Source organism: Azorhizobium sp. AG788 (assembly GCF_004364705.1).
In the GTDB taxonomy this organism is placed as follows: domain Bacteria; phylum Pseudomonadota; class Alphaproteobacteria; order Rhizobiales; family Xanthobacteraceae; genus Azorhizobium; species Azorhizobium caulinodans.
Genome location: NZ_SOBM01000008.1, coordinates 107380 through 129217 on the forward strand (window position 1 = coordinate 107380; position 21838 = coordinate 129217).

A 21838-nucleotide genomic window follows, 5' to 3' on the forward strand; every position below is an offset into this window, starting at 1 on the left:
CGGGAGATCGCTCTCCCGGGGACCGGGAGCTTCAGATCATTTCCTTGCGCGCCGTCTCCGGCGCCATGAAGGTGGCGAAAGCGGTGATGAGCGCACAGCCGATGAGATAGAGCGAGATGGGCCAGGTGCCGCCGCCGCTCCACTGCATCAGGGCCGCCGCAATGAAGGGCGTGAGCCCGCCGGACAGCGCCGCGCCGATCTGGAAGCCCAGCGAGGCGCCGGAATAGCGCAGCCGCGCCGTGAACAGCTCCGAGTACCAGGGGGCGCCGATGCCGAACATCACCATCTGGCCGCAGGAGATGGCCACCACGATAGTCGCCGTGACGATGGCCGGATCGCGGGTCTCAAGCAGCGAGAACATGGGGAAGGCGAAGCCGGCGCAGAACAGGCAGCTCAGGAAGAACATGGTCTTGCGACCAAGCTTGTCCGACATCCAGCCGAACAGCGGGATGGTGAACAGCGCGATGAAGGAGGAGAGCCAGACGCCGTTGAGAATGGTGGAGCGTGGCATGCCGAGCTGGACGGTGGCATAGGAGATGACGAAGACGCCGGCGATCGAGGCGTAGGAGATTTCGGCGATCTTCAGGCCCACGGCGGTGAAGAAGGGGCGGCGGTGATCGCGGAAGATCTCGACGAGGGGCGCCTGGGCACAGGCGTTCTTCGCTTTCATCTCGCGGAAGGCGGGCGTCTCGTCCAGCTTCAGCCGGATGAAGAGGCCCACCGCGATGAGGACGATGGAGAGCAGGAACGGCAGCCGCCAGCCCCAGGACAGGAAGGCGCTGTCGGGCAGTTGCGAGACGAGGGCGAAGATGCCGATGGCGGCGAGATTGCCGATGGGGTTGCCCACCTGCACCATGGAGCCGAAGAGGCCGCGGCGCTTGGCCGGCGCATTCTCCACCACCATGAGCACCGCCCCGCCCCACTCGCCGCCGATGCCGATGCCCTGGAGAAAGCGCAGGATCAGCAGCAGAATGGGAGCGGCGATGCCGATCTGCTCGTAAGTCGGCAGGAGACCGATGCAGAAGGTGCCGAGCCCCATGATGACGATGGTGGTGGCGAGCATGGCCTTGCGGCCGAGCTTGTCGCCATAATGGCCGAAGATGGCAGCGCCGAGCGGCCGGGCCAGGAAGCCCACCGCATAGGTGCCGAAGGCGGCGATGGTGGCGAGTGCCGGATCGCCCACCGGGAAGAACAGCTTGTTGAAGACGAGGGCGGTCGCTGCCGCATAGATGAGGAAGTCGTACCACTCGACGGCCGTGCCGATGACGGACGACCAAACGATGCGGCGCATCTCGTTGCGTTCAACTGCCGCCGAGGGCGGCGCCAGGGTGCCGGTATACGTCATGAATGCCTCTCTGGAAGGTCGTTGGGACGCGCACGCGGGGTCGTTGCCTGTCCGGCTTCTGCGTCCGGGCAGGCGGGCATCCGGCGCCGACGCGCGGAGCCGGTCCGGCGAGGGTTCGCCGGTATTGTTCATCTGATCACGCTTGAGCCGGCGACCGGTGCCTGCCCGAGAACGGGGCGGCCGGCAGCACCGGTCGCCTTTGCGCTGGATGATCGGTGCAAGGGCTCCGCCGGGCGTGCGGGTGCATGCGCACCGGCGGCCCGCTCGCCCTTCACCGCTCTTGATCGCCGGCCGTCTGGACCCTCGCCCAGGTGCCGGCTACCATCTGGCACAAGGGCACCATGTTTACTGATGGAAATCAAGCGCCCGAAAACGCCAGTCCTGACGCCGGATTGCAGATGCCAGTCGTTTGCATCTTTTTCAGACAGCCAAACGGCCCCAAGCCGTCGCATCTGCACAAAAGCGTGCGCGACACTGACACATATTTCCTCACGGAAAACACATCTGCTACAAGCGCCGTGACAGGCTCGGGCTGCCGCCTCGGCACGCGGCCGGTCGTGGGAGAATGCGCGTGCTCGATGCCAGCAATGCGGACCGTCTCGGGCCCAACCTGCGGCAGCTCCGGCAGGAACGGGGAATGACCCTCGACCGTCTTGCGGCGGAGAGTGCGCTGACGCGCGGCTACCTTTCGCTGGTGGAGCGCGGGCTCAAGACGCCGTCCATCACCGCCCTGCTGCGGGTGGCAACAGCGCTCGGGGTGAATATCGCCCAGCTGTTCGACCTCAACGCCGCTCCCACGGCCCGCTACACCTTGACCCGGCACGGCGATGCCCGCGCGCTCGAGGACGGCACCTTTGGCCTGATGCCGCTCGCGGCCCGACGGGCCCGCAAGATGATGGACCCCTTCCTGCTGACGCCCGCCTTCAAGCCCGGTGGGCGCATCGATCCGCGCTGGGCGCACGGCGGCGAGGAATTCCTGTTCGTGGTGTCCGGCCGGGTTTCCATCCGGCTCGGCTCGGAGGACATGGAACTGGGACCGGGCGATTCGCTCTATTTCGAGGGCGAGATCAAGCACGAGGTCCGCAGCCTCGGACGGGAGAAGGCCCAGGTGCTGGTGGTCATCGCCCTGCCAGCCTCTCCGCCCGCGGCAGCGGAGCCCACCAGCTGAGCCGGCAGGTAACCCCTCCCTGATTCAAGGCTGCGCTGCGGTTTCGACGGCGCGCGGATGTCGGGTTAGCGCAGGCGCTCCAGCAGGCTCACGAGTTGCGCCCGTTCGGCCGCATCGAGGGGCGCCAGCGTCTCTTCGGTGATGTCGAGCGCAAGCGGAATGGACTTTTCCGTCAGCGACGCGCCTTCCGCGGTCAGCGCCACCACGAGACGTCGCCCGTCTTCCGGGTCGGGGCGCGTTTCCACCAGCTTTCGCTTTACCAGCCGATCCACCACGCCCTTGATGGTGGCCGCATCCATGGCGGTCATGCGGCCCAGCAGGTTCTGCGAGCACGGCCCCTTCTCATGGAGCTTCGCAAGCGCCGCCCACTGGGTGGAGGTGAGGTCCTCCCCCATCTTGGCGCCGAAGATGACCGTGTGCCGCTGCACCACCTGCCGCAGCAGGAAGCCGACCTGCGCATCAAGGACATAAGCGGGATCTGCCGGCGCTTTGGCGCGGCGACGGCGAACAGCCGTCTCGGTTGTCTTGCTCACCCCTCGCCCTCTCCCCGCAACCTGTTCGCATCGCATTTAATCGCAATACGATATCAACATGCTCCATCAAAATTAGCGACTGATGTCACCAGTCGCGCATGTCGAAGATGGACCTCAGACGGCGAGATAGGCGTCGCGGATCTCCGGATTGGCCTCCAGCTCCGCCATGGTGCCGGAAAAGCGCATCCGCCCCTTCTCGATGATGTAGGCGCGGTCCGAAATCAGCTTGGCGAAGTGCAGGTTCTGCTCGGAGATGACGATGGAGAGCCCTTCCCGCTTCATGGTCAGGATGGCATCGGCCATCTGCTCCACGATCTTGGGCGCGAGGCCTTCGGAGGGCTCGTCCAGCAGCACGAGAGAGGGATTGCCCATCAGCGTGCGGCCGATGGTCAGCATCTGCTGCTCGCCTCCGCTCATCTGGCCGCCGGGGCGTCTGCGCATCTCGCCGAGGTTCGGGAAAATCTCGTAGATGCGCTCCGGCGTCCAGGTGGCGACGCCGGGCCGCGCCGCCTGCCGGCCCACTGTGAAATTCTCCTCCACCGTCAGCTCGGTGAAGATGCGCCGGTCCTCGGGCACATAGCCGAGACCCCGCCGCACGATCTCATAAGTGGGCAGGCGGGAGACGTCCTCGCCATCAAAACGGATCTGGCCGCTGCGCTGGGAGACGAGGCCAACCACCGAGCGGAAGGTCGTGCTCTTCCCCGCGCCATTGCGGCCGAGCAGCGCCACCACTTCGCCCGCCCCCACCTCGAAGCCGACGTCGAACAGGATGTGGGCCGGCCCGTAATGGCTGTTGAGCCCGGAGACTTCGAGCTTCATGCCGCGCTCCCCTTCTGCTGTTCGCCGTCCTTGTGCGGTTCCGCGTCCTTATGTTTGGCGTCGTAGAGCAGGCCCTCGCCCAGATAGATGGCCCGCACATGCGGATCGCGGCGCACCTCCTCCGGCGTGCCGGTGGCAATCAGCTCGCCGCGATTGAGCACCATCACGCTGTCGGAATGCTCGAACACGACGTCCATGTCATGCTCGGTGAAGAGCACGCCGATGGCCTTCTCCCGCGCGATGGTGGCGGTGAGGCGCATGAGGTCCACGCGCTCCTTCGGCGCCATGCCGGCGGTGGGCTCGTCCATGAGCAGGAGCTTCGGCTCATTGGCAAGCGCGATGGCCAGCTCCAGCCGCTTCAGGTCGCCATAAGCGAGTTCGCCGCACGGGCGGCCGGCCTGTGCCTCCATGCCCACCAGCGCCAGCAGGCGGTCCGCCTCGGCGCGATAGGCCGCGCCCGCATAGCGGAAGGCGGCCCAGAGCTTGTGGTGGAAGGAGAGCAGCGCCACCTGCACATTCTCCCGAACCGTCATGGACGGGAAAGTGGCGGTGATCTGGAAGGTGCGCCCCACCCCGCGCCGCCACACGGTGCGCGGTGGCAGGCCGGTGATGTCTTCCCCATTCAGCCGGATCGCGCCGGCATTGGGCTTGATCTGGCCGTTCAGCATGTTGAAGCAGGTGCTCTTGCCGGCGCCGTTCGGGCCGATCAGCGCGAGGATGCGTCCCGCCTCAAGGCTGAAGGAGACGCCGCGCACCGCATGAACACCGCCATAGGACTTGGCGAGCCCTTCCACTTGCAGCAGCGTGGTCATTCCGCAGCCTCCACCTTGGCGACATAACCGGCCGGCTTCGGCCCCGCCCCGTCCGGCGTGGGCGGGCGCCGGCGATGGCGCAGGTCTTCGAGGAAGCCAACGATGCCCTTCGGAAAGGCCACCACCAGCAGCACGATGACGCCGCCGAGCACGAGCTTGGAGAGCTCCGTCTTGCTCATGAGCCAGATGGCCAGCGCCTTGTAGACGATGGCACCCACCACGGCGCCCGAGACGGTCTCGATGCCGCCGAGCAGCACCATCACGAGCCCGTCCACCGAGGTCGGGATGGCGAGGTTCTCGGGGAAGACGCTGCCCTTCAGGAAGCCGAACAGGGCGCCAGCCACGCCCGCGAAGGTGCCGGCAACAATGAAGGCGGCCCACTGGACGTTCTTGCGGTCGATGCCGATGGCTTCCGAGCGCAGGGCGCTGTCCCGCGCCGCCCGAAGGCCGAAGCCGAAGGGCGAGAAGACGAGCATCCGCAGCACCGCAACACCGATGGCCACCACACCGAGCGTCAGCCAGAAGAAGCCCTGGGGGCTCGACGCCCAGCTCGCCGGCCAGATGCCGAGCATGCCGTTATCGCCGCCCGTCACCTCCACCCACTGGAAGGCGATGGACCAGGTGATCTGCGCAAAGGCGAGCGTGAGCATGGCGAAATAGACGCCCGACAGGCGCACAGCGAACCAGCCGAACAGCACCGCCCCCGCCAGCCCCATGAAAGGGCCGACCAAGAGCGCCACCACCATGGAGGCGCCCGCGAGCTTCACCATGAAGGCCGCGCCATAGGCGCCGAGGCCGAAATAGGCCGCGTGCCCGAAGGAGGAGAGCCCGCCCACGGTCATGAGGAAATGCAGGCTCGCCGCGAACAGCACGAAGACGAGGATTTCAGACCCGACCGTCAGCATATAGTTGCCGAGGAACAGCGGCAGGCTCGCCGCCACCAGCACGGCCGCCGCCACCGCGAGGCGCTCGGCCTGCGTGAACGGACGCCACGGCCGGATGGAGAGGCCGGCGGCCACGCGCTGCGGCCCTTCCGCCTTGCCGAACAAGCCATAGGGGCGGATCACCAGCACCACCGCCATCACGATGAAGACGAGCACGAGGGAAATCTTCGGGAAGATGAGGATGCCGAAGGCATTCAGCTCGGACACGAGGATTGCGGCGACGAAGGCGCCGGTGACGCTGCCGAGGCCGCCGATGACCACCACCACGAACACGTCCACGATGACGCGCAAGTCCATGGCATGGCTCACCGCGTCGCGGGGGATCTGGAGCGCGCCGCCGAGGCCGGCGAGGAAGACGCCGAGGGCGAAGACGCTGGTGAACAGCCACTTCTGGTTCACGCCCAGCGCCGCCACCATGTCGCGGTCCTGCGTCGCGGCGCGCACCAGCACGCCCCAGCGGGTGCGGTGGAAGATCAGCCACAGCACGCCCAGCACGGCCGGGCCGAGGCCGATGAGCAGCAGGTCATAGGCGGGCACCATCTGGCCCATGATGTCCACGGCGCCGCGGAAGCCGGGGGCGCGGCGGCCCATCAGGTCTTCCGGACCCCAGATGAGGATGACGATGTCCTGCACCATCAGCGTCACGCCGAAGGTGGCGAGCAGCTGGAAGAGTTCGGGCGCGCGGTAGATCCGGCGCAGCAGCACGATCTCCAGCGCCGCGCCCAGCACGGCGACGATGAGGGCGGCGAGCACGATGCCGCCCCAGAAGCCGAGCGTGCCCGAGAGCGCCTCGGTGAGGGTGAAGGCGATGTAGGCGCCGAGCATGTAGAAGGCGCCATGGGCGAAGTTCACGATGCGCGTGACGCCGAAGATGATCGACAGGCCGGAGGCGACCAGGAACAGCGAGGCTGCGCTGGCGAGACCGGTGAGGGCCTGGACGACGATGAAATCCACGGCTCGACCTTTCGTTGGAACGGCGTGTGGGGCTCTGGAAACGGGGGCGCGCACCGCGCGGGTCGCCGGCCCGCCCATAGGGCGGCACGGCCGGGCCTGAAGCGCCGCCCGCAACAAGGGCGGCGGGAGCGGCGGCGCCGGGCGGGCGCCGCCGTCAGCGTCAGTTCTGCGGACGCAGCTTCTTCACTTCATCGTCGCTCGGCAGATAGGCGGCGCCGTCGCGATAGACGGTGTCCACCATCACGCCCTTGCCGTCCTTCACCGAGGTCTTGCCGACGAAGGCGCCGAGCGTGGACTGGTGGTCGATGGCGCGGAAGGTGATTGGGCCGAGCGGGGTCGCGACCGAGATGCCCTCGGCGGCGGCGATCATCTTGTCCGTGTCCGTGGACCCGGCCTTGTTGATGATGGCGGCGGCGGCCTTCATGGTCGCATAGCCGACGATGGAGCCGAGGCGCGGATAGTCGTTGAACTTCGCCTGATACGCCTTCAGGAAGGCATCGTGCTCAGGGGTCTTGAGCGAGTACCAGGGGTAGCCAGTCACGATCCAGCCTTCCGGGGTCTCGTCCTTCAGCGGATCGAGATATTCCGGCTCGCCGGTGAGCAGGCTCACCACCGGGCGATCCTTGAACAGGCCACGAGTGTTGCCCTCGCGCACGAGCTTCACGAGATCGGGGCCGAAGGTCACGTTGAAGATGGCGTCGGGCTTGGCGGCGGCTACCGCCTGCACCACCGCGCCGGCGTCGATCTTGCCCTGCGGCGGCCACTGCTCGCTCACCCACTCGATATCCGGGCGCTTGGCGGAGAGGAGCTGCTTGAACACGGTGACGGCGGACTGGCCGTACTCATAGTTCGGCGCGATGGTCGCCCACTTCTTGGCGGGAAGCTTGGCGGCTTCCTCGGCCAGCATGGCGGCCTGCATGTAGTTCGAGGGCCGCAGGCGGAATGTGTACTTGTTGCCCTGCGCCCAGGTCATGGCGTCGGTCAGCGGTTCGGCCGCCAGGAACAGCACCTTCTTCTGCTTGGCGTAATCCGCCACCGCGAGGCCGATGTTGGAGAAGAAGGTGCCGGTGAGCATGGCCACCCCTTCGCTCGACACCAGCTCGTTCGCCGCCGTCACGGCATCGGCGGGCTTGCCGCCGTCGTCCTTGGAGACGACCACGAACTTCTTGCCCAGCACACCGCCTGAAGCATTGATCTCTTCCACGGCCAGCTGCCAGCCCTTGCGATAGGGCTCAGTGAAAGCCGGCAGGCCCGAATAGGAATTGATCTCGCCAACCTTGACCTCACCCTGCTGCGCCCGCGCGACACCCGTCGCCAGCAGCGTGGCCGCCAAGGCGGCTCCCAAAACCTTTTTCATACGGTCATCCCCTCTGGTTATTCGACGTACCGTCTGCAAATGGTGTGCGCCGAAGCCGGCGCGAGCTTAACGCAAGCCGTCCTCGCCTTTGATCTCTTCCACCTTCAATCCACCGACGCGCGGCAGCGGCCGGCCGGAATCCGTGACCGCCACCGCGACCACGATCTCATTGGCGCGCGGGGCATCATTGATGCTCACCTGCATGCCGTCGAAGTGGCTGCGCACGAACGCAGCGTCCTTATGTCCCAGCGGAATGTCCAGCTCGGCACCGAGGCCACCCCGCCGCTTGGAGGAGGGAATGAGCGCCGCGCCCTTGCCCAGCACCTTGCGCACCGGCGTGCCCATCTTGGGGTGAAGCAAAGCGGCGGCGTGCTCCAGCTCGCCATTCTCGCCCACCAGCGCCGCCTTGCCGTAGCTCTGCGCTGCCGAACCCTCGATGCCGAGGGCCGCGACCGCGCGCTCCGTCAGGAGGCCGCCCAGTTCCTCGCCGATGGCGATGAGGTCGGACAGATCCTCCACATAGCGGCCGGCGAAGGGGTTCTCGATCACCGCCACCGCCGCCGCGCGGCGGGTGGGCGGAGAGACGGGCTTGCCCATCTCCGTATGGGTCTCTTCAACGAAAGTGACGATCTTGCGGATGGTCGCGCTCATCGCAGGCCGTCCTCGCCCTTGATCTTGTCCGCCGCGAGACCGCCGACGCGGGCATGGACGCGCGGGCCGGTGGTCATGACGAGGACCAGCACGATCTCGTCCGCCTTCGGGCCATCCGGCACGCCGACTTCCATGGCGTCGAAATGGCTGCGCACGTAGGAGGCGTTCACATGGGTCACCGGCACATCGAGCCGGGTGCCGGGGCCGCCCACCTTCTTGGTGGAGGGCACGATGGCCTTGGCGTCGCCCAGGATCTCGCGCATGGCATAGCCGCCGGGGACATGCCACAGCGCGCCATGCTCCAGCTCGCCCGCCGCACCCACGATGGCGCCCTTGCCGTAGCCGTCGATGGCGCTCTTGTCGCCGCCGAGAGCGGCGAGCAGGTCGCCCGCCATGGCGACGCCGAGCGGTGTCAAGTCGTCCATGAAACCGGCGATGTCTTCCACATAGCGACCGGCGAAGGGGTTCTCGATCACGGTCAGAATGGCGCCGCGCTTGCGCGGCTGGGCCGCGACCGGGCCGCCCTCGTGGAGGATCTCCTCAAGGATGATGAGACGCTTACGGATCTTCACCTCAGGCATGTGCGCGCCCTTGTTCTGGTTGTGGCGTTACGGAAAGAGGAACGGCGGTCGGGGCCGCGGAACCGGAGAGATGGGCGAGCGCGGCACCGGTGCCGACCGTATCGCCCTGCAAATGCAGCGCCGCCCCACAGATGAGGCCGCGCCGCACCAGATCCTGCGCACAGGCGAGGCCCGCGCCGAGCGCCTCACGCCGCTCGGCGGCGGAAAGGCTCGGCACGTCGCGGGTCACAAGGCGGGGGCCGAGGTCGCTATCCGGCTGGAGTTCGCAGGCGGGCACGCGCAGCAAACCGCGATGGCCGGGCAGGTCCACCGCATTGGCGACGATGCTTGCCGCCGCATCCGCCAGCGCGGCGCTGGGGGCGAGGATGGTGACGGCATCGGCGATGCCAAGCGAGAAGCTGCGCCCGCGCCAGCCGCTGGTGGCGACGCCACGCACCGGGCTCTCGGTGGTGAGGACCGCCGTGCCGGTGAGATACGGCCGATCCGGCCGATCCACCAGCCCGACGGTGAAACGCGCGCCCTCGGGCAGATAGAGGGCGATGTCGCCGCCATTGTTTACATAGGCCCGCGTCAGGCCGGGCCGTACCAGACCGCCGAGGACGGCCTCGGCCACGGCACCCGCCACCGCCGCCATGGGCGTGATGAAATGATCGGCCGCGAACGGCGCCACCGCCTCCCACATGCGGCGGGCCACCGGACCCGTCACCGGGCACAGATCGGGCGAAGCGGGCGCGCGCAGGGCGGTGAGTTCGCCGCACAGCGCGTCCAGCAGGCCGGTGAAGCACTCCACCGCCGCCGCATAGGCCGCGCGCACAGCCGGCTCCGCCCCCTCGGCCTCGATCACGAGGTCGATGGGGCCGTCCTGCAGATGCAGGCGGCGGCCATCGCCCAGCAGCGCCACCTGAGGCGCCCGCCGGATCGGGTTAGAGGAGGGAGCGGCGAGCATCAGCGTCAGCCGTGCGAACGCTTGGCGGTGTGCGGCGCAAGCGGCCAGGGATTCTCAAGGAAGGGCGCCACAGGGCGCACCCCCTCGCCGCGCGGAATGCCATCCACCGGGCGCACATGGTCCATGTGGCCGCCCAGCGCCTCGTAATCCGACAGGCGCAGCGTGAATTCGATGGGCGCGACCAATGCCGGGGTCGGCACATAGCCGAAGGCGTTCTCCGGCAGGCGCGTCACATCCACCATGAAGGTGATGCCGCCGCCGGGATAGACATAGACCGGCGCGCCACCGCTGGTGACGTAGGTGAGCGCGTCCTTCACCGATTTGGTGAGGCGCACCGGGTTCTCCGTCACGCCGGAGCGCAGCGAGCCGCCGGCGCCAGCCATGAACAGCACGGTGCAGAGCGCCGGCTCGCAATTCTCCTTCACCCGCTCGGTGGAGGCGACGAGATCAGCCGGCATCTCCTTCGCAACGGGCGCCAGCGTCTCGTCCAGCTCGTAATAGGCCGAGTGCTCGCCAGTGGTGGAGATGAAGAACAGGCGCAGGCCGGGCTTCGCCACCTTGGCATCGAAGGGACCGATGATGGAGAGCGGATCGGAGATATTGGTGCCGCCCCAGCCGGTGCCGGGCTCGGCCACCTGGAAATAGCGGCCGGGCGTCGAGCGCCGGCCCTTCATCTTGATGCCGGTCTCGGGAATATCCAGCAGCTTGCCGGCCTGATGCTCGGAGAGAACGCCGGTGATGTGGTCGTCCACCACCACCACCTCGTCGGCCTTGCCCAGCCACTGCTTGGCGAACATGCCGATGGTGGCCGAGCCGCAGCCCACGCGCATCCGCTCTTCCGGAATGCCGTTGACGATGGGCGCCTTGCCCGCCTGCACGATGACGGTCGCGCCGTCATCAATGGTGAGTTCAACCGCCTTGCCGTTGCACAGATCCAGCAGCGCCTCGCAGGTGACGCGGCCTTCCTTCTTGCCGCCGCCGGTGAGGTGATGCACGCCGCCCAGCGAGAGCATCTGCGAGCCGTATTCGCTGGTGGTCACATGGCCCACCGGCTCGCCAGCGGCACGTACAGTCGCCTGCTCCGGGCCGAGATAGCGGTCGGTGTCGATCTTCACCTTCACGCCGCAATAGCTGAAAATACCCTCGGTCACGACCGTGACCATGTCCACGCCCTCGACCTGCGAGGAGACGATGAAGGGCGCCGGCTTGTAGTCGGGATAGGTGGTGCCCGCGCCGATGGCGGTCACGAAGGTTTCGGGCGCGTTGATGAGCTTGCCGTCCCAGTCGCCGCTGCGATTGAAGGGCACCACATTGCCGCCCTGCTCCAGCGTGCGGTCGAGCAGCACATGGGGATCGACCCGCACCAGTTCGCCCGCGTGGTTGGCGTAGCGGTCGCAGGCGCCCGTCATGCCCGGCTTGATGTAGCACATCACGGGGCAGGCATCGCACCGGATCTTCTCATCGGCGGGACGGGCCGCTGCGGTCGCGTCGGACATGTCGCTCAAGGCTCCAGGGCACGGGAGAACCGATCGGCAGCAGCGGCGGACCGCGCGCTCCAGTTCATATGTGTACTAATGAAATAGACGCCCTCATCCGTGTCAAGCACAAGGAAAAGGCACGCTGCCTGAAAGGGCAGCGTGCCTGACATTTTTCGCGCTATGAAGGGCTTGCGGCCGCCGGCGCGCAGGTTTCACCAGAGCTCGCCGGCCTTGAAGGCGGCGGTGTGGGAACCGAGCTTGGGCGAGGGCTGGCCCGAGACCATCGGCTCGCCATCGATATTGATGGGCGTTCGCACACCCGGAACGGTGCCTCCGGCGGCATCGGGCGCCTCCATGTCGATGCGCAGCCCCCGCGCGATCACCTGCGGATCGGCGAAGACCTCATCCAGCGTATTGATCGGGCCGGCAGGAACGCCTTCCGCCTCCAGCTTCGCCAGCAGGTCCGCCTTCTGGAAGGTGGCCATGCGTTCGCTGAGAATCACGCCCAGCGCCGCCCTGTTGCGCACCCGGTCCCGATTCGTCGCATAGTCGGGGTCGGTGCCGGTCTCCGGGATGCCGAGCACGGTGCAGAAACGCCGGAACTGCCCGTCATTGCCCACCGCGATGATCACATAGCCATCCGCTACCGGGAAGACCTGATAGGGCACGATGTTGGGATGGGCGTTGCCAAGGCGCGCCGGCGCCTTGCCGCTGACCAGATAGTTCATGGCCTGATTGGCAAGCACGCCCACCTGGCAGTCGAGCAGCGCCATGTCCACCACCGCGCCCTGCCCCGTCGCATCCCGCCGCCGCAGCGCCGAGAGGATGCCCACGGTGGCATAAAGGCCGGTGTAGATGTCGGCGAAGGCGACGCCCACCTTCATGGGCTCGCCCTCCGGCTCGCCGGTGAGCGACATGATCCCACCCATGCCCTGCACCAGATAGTCGTAGCCCGCCCGCTCCGCGTAGGGCCCGGTCTGGCCGAAGCCGGTGATGGAGCAATAGATGAGGCGCGGGTTCACCGCCTTCAGGCTCTCGGCGTCGAGCCCGTATTTCTTGAGGCCGCCGACCTTGAAATTCTCCACCAGCACGTCCGCCTTGGCGGCGAGCCGGCGCACCTCCTCCTGCCCCTCGGGGGTGCGGAAGTCGATGACCACGGACTTCTTGCCGCGATTGGCGGCATGGAAATAGGCCGCCGAGAGATCGCCGCCATCGGCCGCCGGTACGAACGGCGGGCCCCAGGTGCGGGTGTCGTCGCCATCCGGGCTTTCCACCTTCACCACGTCCGCGCCGAGATCGGCGAGCACCTGCCCCACCCAGGGGCCGGCGAGGATGCGGGCGAGTTCGAGGACCTTCAGCCCCACCAGAGGACCGCTCATGGGCGCCCTCCCCGGTGGCTGGACGCGACGACGGAACACGGACACAACGACATGGAACGCCTTCTTCCGCAATGACCTTGCCGCCAGCATGGAACCGGCGGCGGCACGGTGTCGAGAGGGGAATGCGCAGCGCAAGCGGCGCTTGACGTCATTCATTAGTACAGAAACAATCTAGGCAAACAATCGCGCAAGCCAGCCAGAGGGGCGGACATGATCGCGAACCCACAGCGCGCGGCGGACCCGGCGGCCTGCGGCGCCCGTTGCCGTTTGTCCGGCCCGGAGCGGGCGTGACATGGCGGATGAGGTCTCCTTCACCGTGAACGGCGTGCCGCACAGCTTCGCGCTGCCGCGTGAGACCCCGCTCATTTATGTGCTGCGCAACGATCTCGGGCTCAACGGCCCGAAATTCGGCTGCGGCCTTGGCGAGTGCGGCGCCTGCACGGTGCTGGTGGACGGGGTGGCGGCGCGCTCGTGTGTCACGAAGCTCGCCAGCGTGGAGGGCCGGGCGGTGACGACGCTGGAGGGCCTTGGCACGCTGGCCGCCCCGCATCCGGTACAGGCCGCCTTCATCGCCGAACAGGGCGCCCAGTGCGGCTATTGTCTCAACGGCATGATCATGACCACCGTCGCCTTCCTGAAGCGCAACCCCAGCCCCTCCGAGGCCGAGGCCCGCGAAGCGCTACGCTACAATCTCTGCCGCTGCGGGACGCACGTGGAAATCCTGCGCTCCGTGCTGCGCGCCGCCCACGACATGGCCGCCGCCCCCGAGACGAGCGAAGCGTCATGAGCGAACCGACGCCTTCCACGGACGCTCTGCTCGCCCGCGCGGGCACGCTCGCCATCCTGCGCCCGGCGCAGCATGTGAAGGGCCTCGTGCCCACCGCCCCGCCGCCGGAAGGCGCGCTGGACCTCTTCCTGTTCCTCGATGATGACGGCCGGACGTTGGCCTTCAACGGCCATGTGGACCTCGGCACCGGCATCCGCACCGCACTGGCCCAGATCGTGGCCGAGGAACTGGACCTGCCGCTCGACCGCGTGACCATGGTGCTCGGCCACACCGGCGGCACGCCCAATCAGGGCGCCACCATCGCCAGCGACAGCATCCAGATTTCTGCCCAGCCGCTCCGCCGGGCGGCGGCGCAGGCCCGCCATCATCTGGTTGCGCTGGCCGCCGCGGCGCTGGAACTGCCGGAAGCCGACCTCACGGTGACGGACGGCGTGGTGCATCCGAAGGCCGGCGGCAATGCGGGCGTCACCTATGCCAACCTCCTCGCCGGCCGTCGCGACCGGCTGATGCTGGCGGAGAGCGTGGCGCTGAAACCCATCTCCGACTATCGGATCGTCGGCCAGCGCATGCCCCGCGTGGACATTCCCGCCAAGGCCACCGGCACCTTCACCTATGTGCATGACGTGCGCGTGCCCGGCATGCTGCACGGGCGCGTGGTGCGCCCGCCCTATGCGGGCATTGATGCGGGCGAGTTCATCGGCAAGAGCCTGATTGCCGTCGATGAAAGCTCGGTGGCCGATATTCCCGGCATGGTGGCGGTGGTCACCATGGGCGACTTCGTGGGCGTGGTGGCCGAGCGCGAGGAGCAGGCCGCCGAGGCCGCCCGCCGCCTGAAGGTGCGCTGGAAGGAGCCGCCGCCCCTTCCGGCGGACCTCACGGACATTCCCAACGCCCTGCGCGCGAACCCCAGCACGGTGCGGCTGCTGCACGAGCGGGGCGATGTGGAGGCGGCCCGCAGCAGCGCGGCGCAACAGATGGACCGCACCTATGTGTGGCCCTACCAGATGCACGCCTCCATCGGCCCCTCCTGCGCCGTGGCGGATGTGCGGCCGGAGGGCATCACCGTCTGGTCCGGCACGCAGAACCCCTATCCGCTGCGCGCCGACATCGCTCTGCTGCTGGGCCTGCCGGAAGAGACCATCGAGATCGTCCGCTTCGAGGCCGCCGGCTGCTATGGCCGCAACTGCGCGGACGATGTGGCGGCGGACGCCGCCTTGCTCTCACGCGCCGTCGGCCGCCCGGTGCGCGTGCAGCTCACCCGCGAGCAGGAGCACGCCTGGGAGCCCAAGGGCGCGGCGCAGCTTATGGAAATTCGGGGCGGCATCACTGCCGACGGTTCGCCGGCAGCTTACGACTTCTCCACCCGCTATCCGTCCAACGCCGCCGTCACGCTGGCGCTGCTGCTGACGGGCCGGGTGCCGGCGGACAATCCCGTCTTCGAGATGGGCGACCGCACGGCCATCCCGCCCTATGCCTATGACAACATGCGCGTTGTGGCCCATGACATGGCGCCCATCGTGCGCGCGGCGTGGCTGCGCGGGGTCTCGGCGCTGCCCAATTCCTTCGCCCACGAGAGCTATATCGACGAGCTCGCCGCCGCCGCTGGCGTCGATCCCGTCGAGTATCGCCTGCGCTATCTGCACGATCCGCGTGCCGTGGACCTCGTCAAAGAGGTGGCCGCCAAGGCCGGCTGGGAGCATCGCACCGGCCCGCGCCAGCAGGTGGTGGAGGGCGACATCGTGCGCGGCCAGGGCTTTGCCTATGCGCTCTATGTCCACTCCAAATTCCCCGGCTATGGCGCCGCGTGGTCCGCCTGGGTGGCGGACGTGGAGGTGAACAAGGCCACCGGCGACGTGAACGTGACCCGCGTGGTGGTGGGGCAGGATTCCGGCCTGATGATCAATCCGGCCGGCATCGAGCACCAGATCCACGGCAATGTCATCCAGTCCACCAGCCGCGTGCTGAAGGAGGAGGTGAGCTTCTCCAAGACCGAGGTGGCGAGCCGGGAATGGGGCGCCTATCCCATTCTCACCTTCCCGGAAGTGCCGGTCATCAAGGTGGTGCTGATGCCCCGGCCGGAGGAGCCGCCGCTCGGCTCTGGCGAGAGCGCCTCCGTGCCCAGCGCCGCCGCCATCGCCAACGCCATCTTCGATGCCACCGGCGTGCGCTTCCGCGAGCCGCCCTTCACGCCCGACCGGGTGCGCGCGGCGCTCACCGGCGAGGCGCTGCCGCCTGATCCGAAGCCTGAGAAGAAGAAGCGCTCCTGGTTCGCCCTGGCCGGCGCGGCGCTCGCCGGTGCGCTCGGCATGGCGAGCGTGGCCCTGCCCATCCGGGGCGCCATCGCACCTATCAACCCACCCGATCCCACGAGCTTTTCCGCCGAGATGATCGCCCGTGGCAAGCAGCTCACGGCGCTGGGCGATTGTGCCGTGTGCCACACCCTTCCCGGTGGCGTGACGAACGCGGGCGGGCGGGCCATGGAGACGCCCTTCGGCACGGTCTATGCCACCAATCTCACGCCCGATCCGGAAACCGGCATCGGCCGCTGGTCCTATGCCGCCTTCGAGCGGGCCATGCGCGAGGGCATCTCGCGGGACGGGCGGCATCTCTACCCGGCCTTTCCCTACACCGCCTTCACCAAGACCTCGGACACCGACCTTCAGGCGCTCTATGCCTATCTGATGTCGCAGCCCGCCGTCTCCGCCCCGACGCCCGAGGCGAAGATGGCCTTCCCCTTCAACATCCGCCCGCTCATGGCCGGCTGGAACGCGCTGTTCCTGAAGCCCGGCCAGATGGAGGCGGACCCGGCCCGCTCAGCCCAATGGAATCGCGGCGCCTATCTGGTGGAAGGGCTCGGCCATTGCGGCGCCTGCCACACGCCCCGCAACGTGCTGGGCGCCGAGAAGACCGGCGCCTCCTATCTCGCCGGCGGCATGGTGGACGGCTGGGAGGCCCCCGCCCTCACCGCCCTCTCCTCCGCGCCCATCCCGTGGACGGAAGAGGCGCTTTATTCCTATCTGCGCACCGGCTTCTCGCCCCACCACGGCACGGCGGCCGGCCCCATGGCGCCCGTCGTGCAGGAGCTCTCGTATCTGCCGGATGCGGACATCCGCGCCATGGCCACCTATCTCGCCTCCTTCGCCGGCCCCGCCCTCGCCGATCCGGCTGCCAGAGCGGCCGAATTGCAGACACAGGCGAGCGCCTCCCTGCGGCCGCTCGATACGCTGGGCGGCAAGCTCTATGAGGGCGCCTGCGCCGCCTGCCATGCCGAGAGCGGGCCGACCCTGTTCGGCGTGCGCCCGGCACTGGCGCTGAACACCAATGTCCATGCGGCGCGGCCGGACAATCTCATCCGCGTCATTCTGGACGGCATCCCCTCCCCCGCCGCCCGGGACCTCGGCGACATGCCCGCCTTCCGCGACAGCCTCGACGACGGGCAGGTGGCCGCGCTGGTGCGCTACATCCGCGCCAAATTCGCGCCCGACGCCAAGCCCTGGGAGGGCGTGGAATCGGAGGTGACGCGGCTGAGGAGCGCACCGGCGACGCATTGAGGCTCTGTACTCTCTGAGGATCTGGTCTCAACCATCCGTTCCGATGCGCCCGCCCTCGCACAGATAGCCCCTGCCCGCCCATCGCGCAGCCCTGCCCAAAATGTCCGCATCGCCAGAGCACCCAGGCGATTGACAGCCGCACGGCTTGGCTTATTTTCATTTGTATACGAACAAACTGTCCGCCACTCGCTGGTGGACGCCAGAGCCGGACGCTTTCCATGGCTTATGTCGTCACCGATGGCTGCATCCGCTGCAAATATATGGACTGCGTGTCCGTGTGCCCGGTGGACTGCTTCTACGCCGGCGAGAACATGCTGGTGATCCACCCGGACGAGTGCATCGACTGCGGCGTGTGCGAGCCGGAATGTCCGGCGGAGGCCATCGTGCCGGACACCGATCCGCGCGCGGCAGAGTGGCTGGCGCTGAACGCCGAATACGCCGCGAAATGGCCCAACATCACCGAGAAGGGCGAGCCGCCCGCCGATGCGGACGACTGGAAGGGCAAGGCTGGCAAGCTCGCTTTGCTCGACCCCGCCCCCGCCGCCTGATCCCTCCCGAACCGCCGAGCCCGACCCATGAGCAACCTGCTGGAAGAGCGCGTCCTCAGCGTCCACCACTGGACCGACCGCCTGTTCTCCTTCACCACCACGCGCGACAGCGGCTTCCGCTTCCGCAATGGCGAGTTCACCATGATCGGCCTCAGGGTGGACGGAAAGCCGCTGCTGCGCGCCTATTCGGTGGCGAGCCCCAATTATGAGGAGAATCTCGAATTCTTCTCCATCAAGGTGCCGGATGGCCCGCTGACCTCCCGCCTCCAGCATCTGAAGGTGGGCGATCCCATCATCGTCGGCAAGAAGGCCACCGGCACGCTGGTGCTGGACAATCTGAAAGCCGGCCAGAACCTCTATCTGCTCGGCACCGGCACCGGCCTTGCCCCGTTTCTCTCCATCATCCGCGATCCGGAGACCTATGAGCGCTTCGAGAAGGTGGTGCTCGTCCACGGCTGCCGGCAGGTGTCCGAGCTCGCCTATGGCGAACTCATCACGCAGGATCTGCCGGCCCACGAGTTCCTCGGCGAGGAGATCACCAACAAGCTGATCTACTATCCGACCGTGACCCGCGAGCCCTTCCGCAATCGCGGCCGCATCACCGATCTCATCGAGAGCGGCAAGCTGTTCGAGGACATCGGCCTGCCGGCCATCGACAAGGCCCGCGACCGGGTGATGCTCTGCGGCTCGCCGGAGATGATGGTGCAGCTGCGCGGCATGTTCGAGGCGCGCGGCTTCGAGGAAGGCAACAGCGGCGAGGCCGGCGACTTCGTGCTGGAAAAGGCCTTCGCCGAGCGCTGAGATTTTTTGCCCCGACGCGGTTCTCAAGCGCCGCGCCGGGGCGTAGTTTTCATATGCCTACAAATAAATGGCCGGGATCGCCCGCGCGTCGCCGGTCGCCTTCCGGAGTGCATAGATGGCCCACGACGCCCCGAGCGGCCCCACCGGCCCCACCAAGCTCGTCATCCGCAACATCGGCCTGCTGCTGAGCGGCGATCTTGAGAAGCCCATTCTCGATGCCGACACCATCGTTGCCGAGAACGGCCGCATCACCGCCATCGGCCGCCTGAAGGACGTGGACGTGGAGGGCGCCACCACCACCGTCGACGCCAATGGCGCGGCGGTGACGCCCGGCCTCATCGACAGCCACGTGCACCCGGTGGCCGGCGACTGGACGCCCCGCCAGCAGCAGCTCAACTGGATCGACAGCTTCCTGCACGGCGGCGTCACCACCATGATCTCGGCCGGCGAGGTGCATTATCCCGGCCGCCCGCGCGACGTCGTGGGTCTCAAGGCGCTCGCCATCACCGCCCAGCGCACCTTCACCGCCTTCCGTCCCGGCGGCGTGAAGATCCATGCGGGCGCTCCCGTCATCGAGCATGAGATGGTGGAGGAGGACTTCAAGGAGCTCGCCGCCGCCGGCGTGAAGCTGCTCGGCGAAGTGGGCCTCGGCGGCGTGAAGGACGGCCCCACCGCCCGCAAGATGGTCGGCTGGGCGCGCAAGTATGGCATCCAGTCCACCATCCACACCGGCGGCCCCTCCATCCCCGGCTCGGGCCTCATCGACAAGGATGTGGTGCTGGAAGCGGACACGGACGTGGTGGGCCACATCAACGGCGGCCACACCGCCCTGCCCGACAGCCAGATCCGCTGCATCTGCGAGGGCTGCAAGCGCGGCCTGGAACTGGTGCACAACGGCAATGAGCGCTCGGCCCTTTACACCCTGCGCATCGCCAAGGAGATGGGCGACCTGCACCGCGTGATCCTCGGCACCGACGCCCCTGCCGGCTCGGGCGTGCAGCCCCTCGGCATCCTGCGCATGGTCTCGCTGCTCTCCTCGCTGGGCGACCTGCCGGCGGAGCAGGCCTTCTGCCTCGCCACCGGCAACACCGCGCGCATGCGGGCGCTGGACACGGGCCTCATCGAGGTGGGCCGGGCGGCGGATTTCGTCATCATGGACACCGCCCAGCATTCCGCCGGCAAGAACCTCCTGGAGAGCGTCCAGCTGGGCGACCTGCCGGGCATCGGCATGACCATCATCGACGGCATCGTGCGCACGGAGCGCTCGCGCAACACCCCGCCCGCCACCCGCGTGCCCTTCCTCGTGAAGTAAGGCGCGGGCGGGCGGATCACGCCGCCCCGTCCCGACATTCGAGGCCGCACCCAATGGGTGCGGCCTTTTTCTTGTGCTGGCGTCCTGTTTTGGGAACCCAAATGAAAAGAGGCCCCGCTCGGGGGCCTCTTCAAAAGATCGGTCAGGCTGCGCGGAAGAACGGTCAGTTCTTCTGCACCAGGCAGTCGGCACCTTGCGCCCGCAGGCTCTGGCAGAGGTCGTTGGCCTGCTCGCGGGTGGTGAAGGGACCGACCTGCGCCCGGTAATAGATGCCGCGCTCGCCAAGGTCCGCCTTCTTCACGCTGGCCTTGTAGGTGCCGAGCAACTGCGGATAGCGCGACTGCAGCACCTTGAAGGAGCCGAGCGCATCGGCCTCGGACTTCTGCGAGGCCACCTGCACCACGAAGCCGCCGGCAGATCCCGGTGCCGCCGCCGGGGGCGGCGCGGCGGGAGCGGCGGCGGGCGCCGCCACGGAGGCGGTCTGCACTGGCGTCGGGGCGGGCGCGCCCGACGGAACGGGATTCTGGTTCGGCGCGAAGGCGATGGGCGCAACGCCGGGCGGCGGGGCCGGCACTGGCGAGGGTGCGTTCACCACGGAGCCGTCGGCGCGCACGGTCAGGGTCCGGACCTTCTTCGGCTCGGTGGGATTGGCGGCCTGGGCCGCGGCAGCCGCCGCCGCGGCGGCATTCACGTCCACGGGCTGCTCCTCGCGAGGCACCACGCGCTCATTGCCCGGATTGCCACCGCCGACGCGGTCATAGATGAGCTTCTGGCCGTCGCTCGTCTGCGTCGGCGCAGGACCCGCGGTCTTCACCGGACCTTCGCCCGCGCGGATCACCGGCGGCTGGCCGCTGGCGCTTTCCGAAGACGAGCCTTTGCCCGCGAACGTCTTGTAAGCGAACACGCCGCCAACGCCCACCACGGCCACCGCCACAACGGCGAGGGCCGCGACGATCAGGGTGCGGTTCTTGCGGCGCGGTTCGGGCTCGTAGAAATCCTCGTCGTGCGGCGGCATGTAGCCGTCGTCCGTATAGGCCGGGTCATAGGCCTCGTCATACTGCTCGTCGTGCGGGTGCCGGGACTGGGCCGTATAGGCGTAGCCCGCCTCGTCCTGCGCATAGGGGTCGTGCTGGGCCTGGCGTGCCGTCGGCTGGGCGGGGGCAGCGGCGGTGCGGGACTGGGTGTATTCGTCCCGCTGCGGTGCATAATCGCCGCGCTGGGTGAGGCCTGCATCGCGGTGATCGTGCCGGGCGGCGGCCTGCGTGAAGGCGCCACCGCGCGTCACCGTCCGCTCGGGCGGCTGCGGCGCGGGCTGCTGCTCCTCGTAATATTCGTCTTCATAGCCCTCCTGCGGCGCTGCCGGATCGGGGCGGCGGGAGAGCGAGCCATAGCCCTGACGCACGGAAGCGCGGTTCGGCTCCGTCCATTCGTCAGGCCGGGCAGCGGCGCGGGTCGGCGCCATGTGGGCGGGCGTGCCGGGCGGGGGCTCGCGCATGCCGCGACGGCCGGGCTGCCAGTCGTCATAGCGCCGATCGGGCGCGGGGGCGGGAGCGGCCTGCTGCTGGCGACCGGCCGGCGCACGGTTCGCCTCGGGCTGCACCGGCGGCGGGGCGCGACGCGGATCGTTGAAATCGGCGAAGGGGTCTTCATCCCCGATCAGCCGCGCGAGTTCAGCCAGGGCCTCGTCGGCGCGACTGGCGGGCGCGGCGTCTCGCGCGGTGGGACGCTCCATGCGCGGCACGCGGCCGTCATTGGCCTGAGTGTCGTCGCGCCGGTAGCGGAACCTGCTTTCGTCGCCCATGTCGCCTCGATTATGCCCATCGGCCATCGAGGGTGGCGGGCCGCCGGCTCTGGCGGCCCCGACCCGCGACG

18 protein-coding genes are annotated in these 21838 nt (G+C 68.2%); 6 read left to right on the forward strand and 12 right to left on the reverse strand.

Annotated elements, in window-relative coordinates:
• Positions 1 to 31: 31 nt before the first annotated feature.
• The gene (locus tag DFO45_RS20565; RefSeq protein ID WP_043879401.1) at positions 32 to 1345 is read right to left on the reverse strand and encodes an MFS transporter; all 1314 of its coding nucleotides are present in this window, start codon (positions 1343 to 1345) and stop codon (positions 32 to 34) included.
• A gap of 571 nt (positions 1346 to 1916) precedes the next feature.
• Between DFO45_RS20565 and DFO45_RS20570 the strand changes: the two genes are divergently transcribed.
• A complete protein-coding gene (locus DFO45_RS20570) occupies positions 1917 to 2513 on the forward strand; it encodes an XRE family transcriptional regulator (RefSeq protein ID WP_052286090.1) in 597 nt (198 codons plus the stop codon).
• 65 nt (positions 2514 to 2578) lie between these two features.
• Here the strand turns inward: DFO45_RS20570 and DFO45_RS20575 are convergent, their stop codons facing one another.
• The 10 genes from DFO45_RS20575 to DFO45_RS20620 form a co-directional block, all read right to left on the reverse strand.
• Entirely contained in the window at positions 2579 to 3046 is a 468-nt protein-coding gene (locus DFO45_RS20575) for a MarR family transcriptional regulator (protein WP_245518205.1), read from the reverse strand.
• Positions 3047 to 3160: 114 nt separating this feature from the next.
• Positions 3161 to 3865: an ABC transporter ATP-binding protein gene (locus DFO45_RS20580; protein WP_133866332.1), complete on the reverse strand. Its 705-nt coding sequence runs from the start codon at positions 3863 to 3865 to the stop codon at positions 3161 to 3163.
• Positions 3862 to 4677 (reverse strand): ABC transporter ATP-binding protein, encoded by an 816-nt coding sequence (locus tag DFO45_RS20585; protein ID WP_133866333.1) that lies wholly within the window; start codon positions 4675 to 4677, stop codon positions 3862 to 3864. The genes DFO45_RS20580 and DFO45_RS20585 overlap by 4 nt, the downstream gene beginning before the upstream one ends.
• A complete protein-coding gene (locus DFO45_RS20590) occupies positions 4674 to 6575 on the reverse strand; it encodes an ABC transporter permease (RefSeq protein ID WP_133866334.1) in 1902 nt (633 codons plus the stop codon). Before DFO45_RS20590 ends, DFO45_RS20585 begins: the two co-directional genes overlap by 4 nt.
• Positions 6576 to 6735: 160 nt before the next feature.
• Complete coding sequence (locus DFO45_RS20595) at positions 6736 to 7932, reverse strand: ABC transporter substrate-binding protein (protein WP_043879404.1); 1197 nt, start codon at positions 7930 to 7932, stop codon at positions 6736 to 6738.
• Between the two features lie 66 nt (positions 7933 to 7998).
• Complete coding sequence (locus tag DFO45_RS20600) at positions 7999 to 8583, reverse strand: amino acid synthesis family protein (protein WP_133866335.1); 585 nt, start codon at positions 8581 to 8583, stop codon at positions 7999 to 8001.
• A complete protein-coding gene (locus tag DFO45_RS20605; protein ID WP_133866336.1) occupies positions 8580 to 9164 on the reverse strand; it encodes an amino acid synthesis family protein in 585 nt (194 codons plus the stop codon). Before DFO45_RS20605 ends, DFO45_RS20600 begins: the two co-directional genes overlap by 4 nt.
• Positions 9157 to 10083 carry a UPF0280 family protein gene (locus tag DFO45_RS20610; RefSeq protein ID WP_133866443.1) on the reverse strand — a complete coding sequence of 309 codons (927 nt, stop codon included), beginning with the start codon at positions 10081 to 10083 and terminating at the stop codon, positions 9157 to 9159. The genes DFO45_RS20605 and DFO45_RS20610 overlap by 8 nt, the downstream gene beginning before the upstream one ends.
• A 32-nt stretch (positions 10084 to 10115) precedes the next feature.
• The gene (locus tag DFO45_RS20615; protein WP_043879406.1) at positions 10116 to 11606 is read right to left on the reverse strand and encodes a 6-hydroxynicotinate reductase; all 1491 of its coding nucleotides are present in this window, start codon (positions 11604 to 11606) and stop codon (positions 10116 to 10118) included.
• Between the two features lie 194 nt (positions 11607 to 11800).
• A complete protein-coding gene (locus DFO45_RS20620; RefSeq protein ID WP_133866337.1) occupies positions 11801 to 12967 on the reverse strand; it encodes a CaiB/BaiF CoA-transferase family protein in 1167 nt (388 codons plus the stop codon).
• Between the two features lie 292 nt (positions 12968 to 13259).
• Between DFO45_RS20620 and DFO45_RS20625 the strand changes: the two genes are divergently transcribed.
• From DFO45_RS20625 to DFO45_RS20645, 5 genes are all read left to right on the forward strand, one after another.
• A complete protein-coding gene (locus DFO45_RS20625) occupies positions 13260 to 13754 on the forward strand; it encodes a (2Fe-2S)-binding protein (protein WP_133866338.1) in 495 nt (164 codons plus the stop codon).
• Positions 13751 to 17305 carry a molybdopterin cofactor-binding domain-containing protein gene (locus tag DFO45_RS20630; RefSeq protein WP_133866339.1) on the forward strand — a complete coding sequence of 1185 codons (3555 nt, stop codon included), beginning with the start codon at positions 13751 to 13753 and terminating at the stop codon, positions 17303 to 17305. Before DFO45_RS20625 ends, DFO45_RS20630 begins: the two co-directional genes overlap by 4 nt.
• Before the next feature lie 218 nt (positions 17306 to 17523).
• Positions 17524 to 17853 carry a ferredoxin FdxA gene (gene fdxA, locus DFO45_RS20635; protein ID WP_133866340.1) on the forward strand — a complete coding sequence of 110 codons (330 nt, stop codon included), beginning with the start codon at positions 17524 to 17526 and terminating at the stop codon, positions 17851 to 17853.
• A gap of 27 nt (positions 17854 to 17880) precedes the next feature.
• Positions 17881 to 18654 (forward strand): ferredoxin--NADP reductase, encoded by a 774-nt coding sequence (locus DFO45_RS20640; RefSeq protein ID WP_133866341.1) that lies wholly within the window; start codon positions 17881 to 17883, stop codon positions 18652 to 18654.
• A 115-nt stretch (positions 18655 to 18769) separates the two neighbouring features.
• The gene (locus tag DFO45_RS20645) at positions 18770 to 19966 is read left to right on the forward strand and encodes an amidohydrolase family protein (RefSeq protein WP_012171328.1); all 1197 of its coding nucleotides are present in this window, start codon (positions 18770 to 18772) and stop codon (positions 19964 to 19966) included.
• A 163-nt stretch (positions 19967 to 20129) separates the two neighbouring features.
• Here DFO45_RS20645 and DFO45_RS20650 read toward each other — a convergent pair whose 3' ends face one another.
• Positions 20130 to 21767, reverse strand: coding sequence for an SPOR domain-containing protein (locus DFO45_RS20650; RefSeq protein ID WP_133866342.1), 1638 nt, complete (start codon positions 21765 to 21767; stop codon positions 20130 to 20132).
• Positions 21768 to 21838: the final 71 nt, after the last annotated feature.

What these genes read in the sequence shown, in the direction of transcription:
- DFO45_RS20565 (WP_043879401.1), bottom strand. Translation starts at nt 1,345, where the DNA reads ATGACGTATACCGGCACCCTGGCGCCGCCCTCGGCGGCAGTTGAACGC.
- DFO45_RS20580 (WP_133866332.1), bottom strand. Translation starts at nt 3,865, where the DNA reads ATGAAGCTCGAAGTCTCCGGGCTCAACAGCCATTACGGGCCGGCCCAC.
- DFO45_RS20585 (WP_133866333.1), bottom strand. Translation starts at nt 4,677, where the DNA reads ATGACCACGCTGCTGCAAGTGGAAGGGCTCGCCAAGTCCTATGGCGGT.
- DFO45_RS20595 (WP_043879404.1), bottom strand. Translation starts at nt 7,932, where the DNA reads ATGAAAAAGGTTTTGGGAGCCGCCTTGGCGGCCACGCTGCTGGCGACG.
- DFO45_RS20600 (WP_133866335.1), bottom strand. Translation starts at nt 8,583, where the DNA reads ATGAGCGCGACCATCCGCAAGATCGTCACTTTCGTTGAAGAGACCCAT.
- DFO45_RS20605 (WP_133866336.1), bottom strand. Translation starts at nt 9,164, where the DNA reads ATGCCTGAGGTGAAGATCCGTAAGCGTCTCATCATCCTTGAGGAGATC.
- DFO45_RS20615 (WP_043879406.1), bottom strand. Translation starts at nt 11,606, where the DNA reads ATGTCCGACGCGACCGCAGCGGCCCGTCCCGCCGATGAGAAGATCCGG.
- DFO45_RS20620 (WP_133866337.1), bottom strand. Translation starts at nt 12,967, where the DNA reads ATGAGCGGTCCTCTGGTGGGGCTGAAGGTCCTCGAACTCGCCCGCATC.
- DFO45_RS20625 (WP_133866338.1), top strand. Translation starts at nt 13,260, where the DNA reads ATGGCGGATGAGGTCTCCTTCACCGTGAACGGCGTGCCGCACAGCTTC.
- DFO45_RS20630 (WP_133866339.1), top strand. Translation starts at nt 13,751, where the DNA reads ATGAGCGAACCGACGCCTTCCACGGACGCTCTGCTCGCCCGCGCGGGC.
- fdxA (WP_133866340.1), top strand. Translation starts at nt 17,524, where the DNA reads ATGGCTTATGTCGTCACCGATGGCTGCATCCGCTGCAAATATATGGAC.
- DFO45_RS20640 (WP_133866341.1), top strand. Translation starts at nt 17,881, where the DNA reads ATGAGCAACCTGCTGGAAGAGCGCGTCCTCAGCGTCCACCACTGGACC.
- DFO45_RS20645 (WP_012171328.1), top strand. Translation starts at nt 18,770, where the DNA reads ATGGCCCACGACGCCCCGAGCGGCCCCACCGGCCCCACCAAGCTCGTC.
- DFO45_RS20650 (WP_133866342.1), bottom strand. Translation starts at nt 21,767, where the DNA reads ATGGGCGACGAAAGCAGGTTCCGCTACCGGCGCGACGACACTCAGGCC.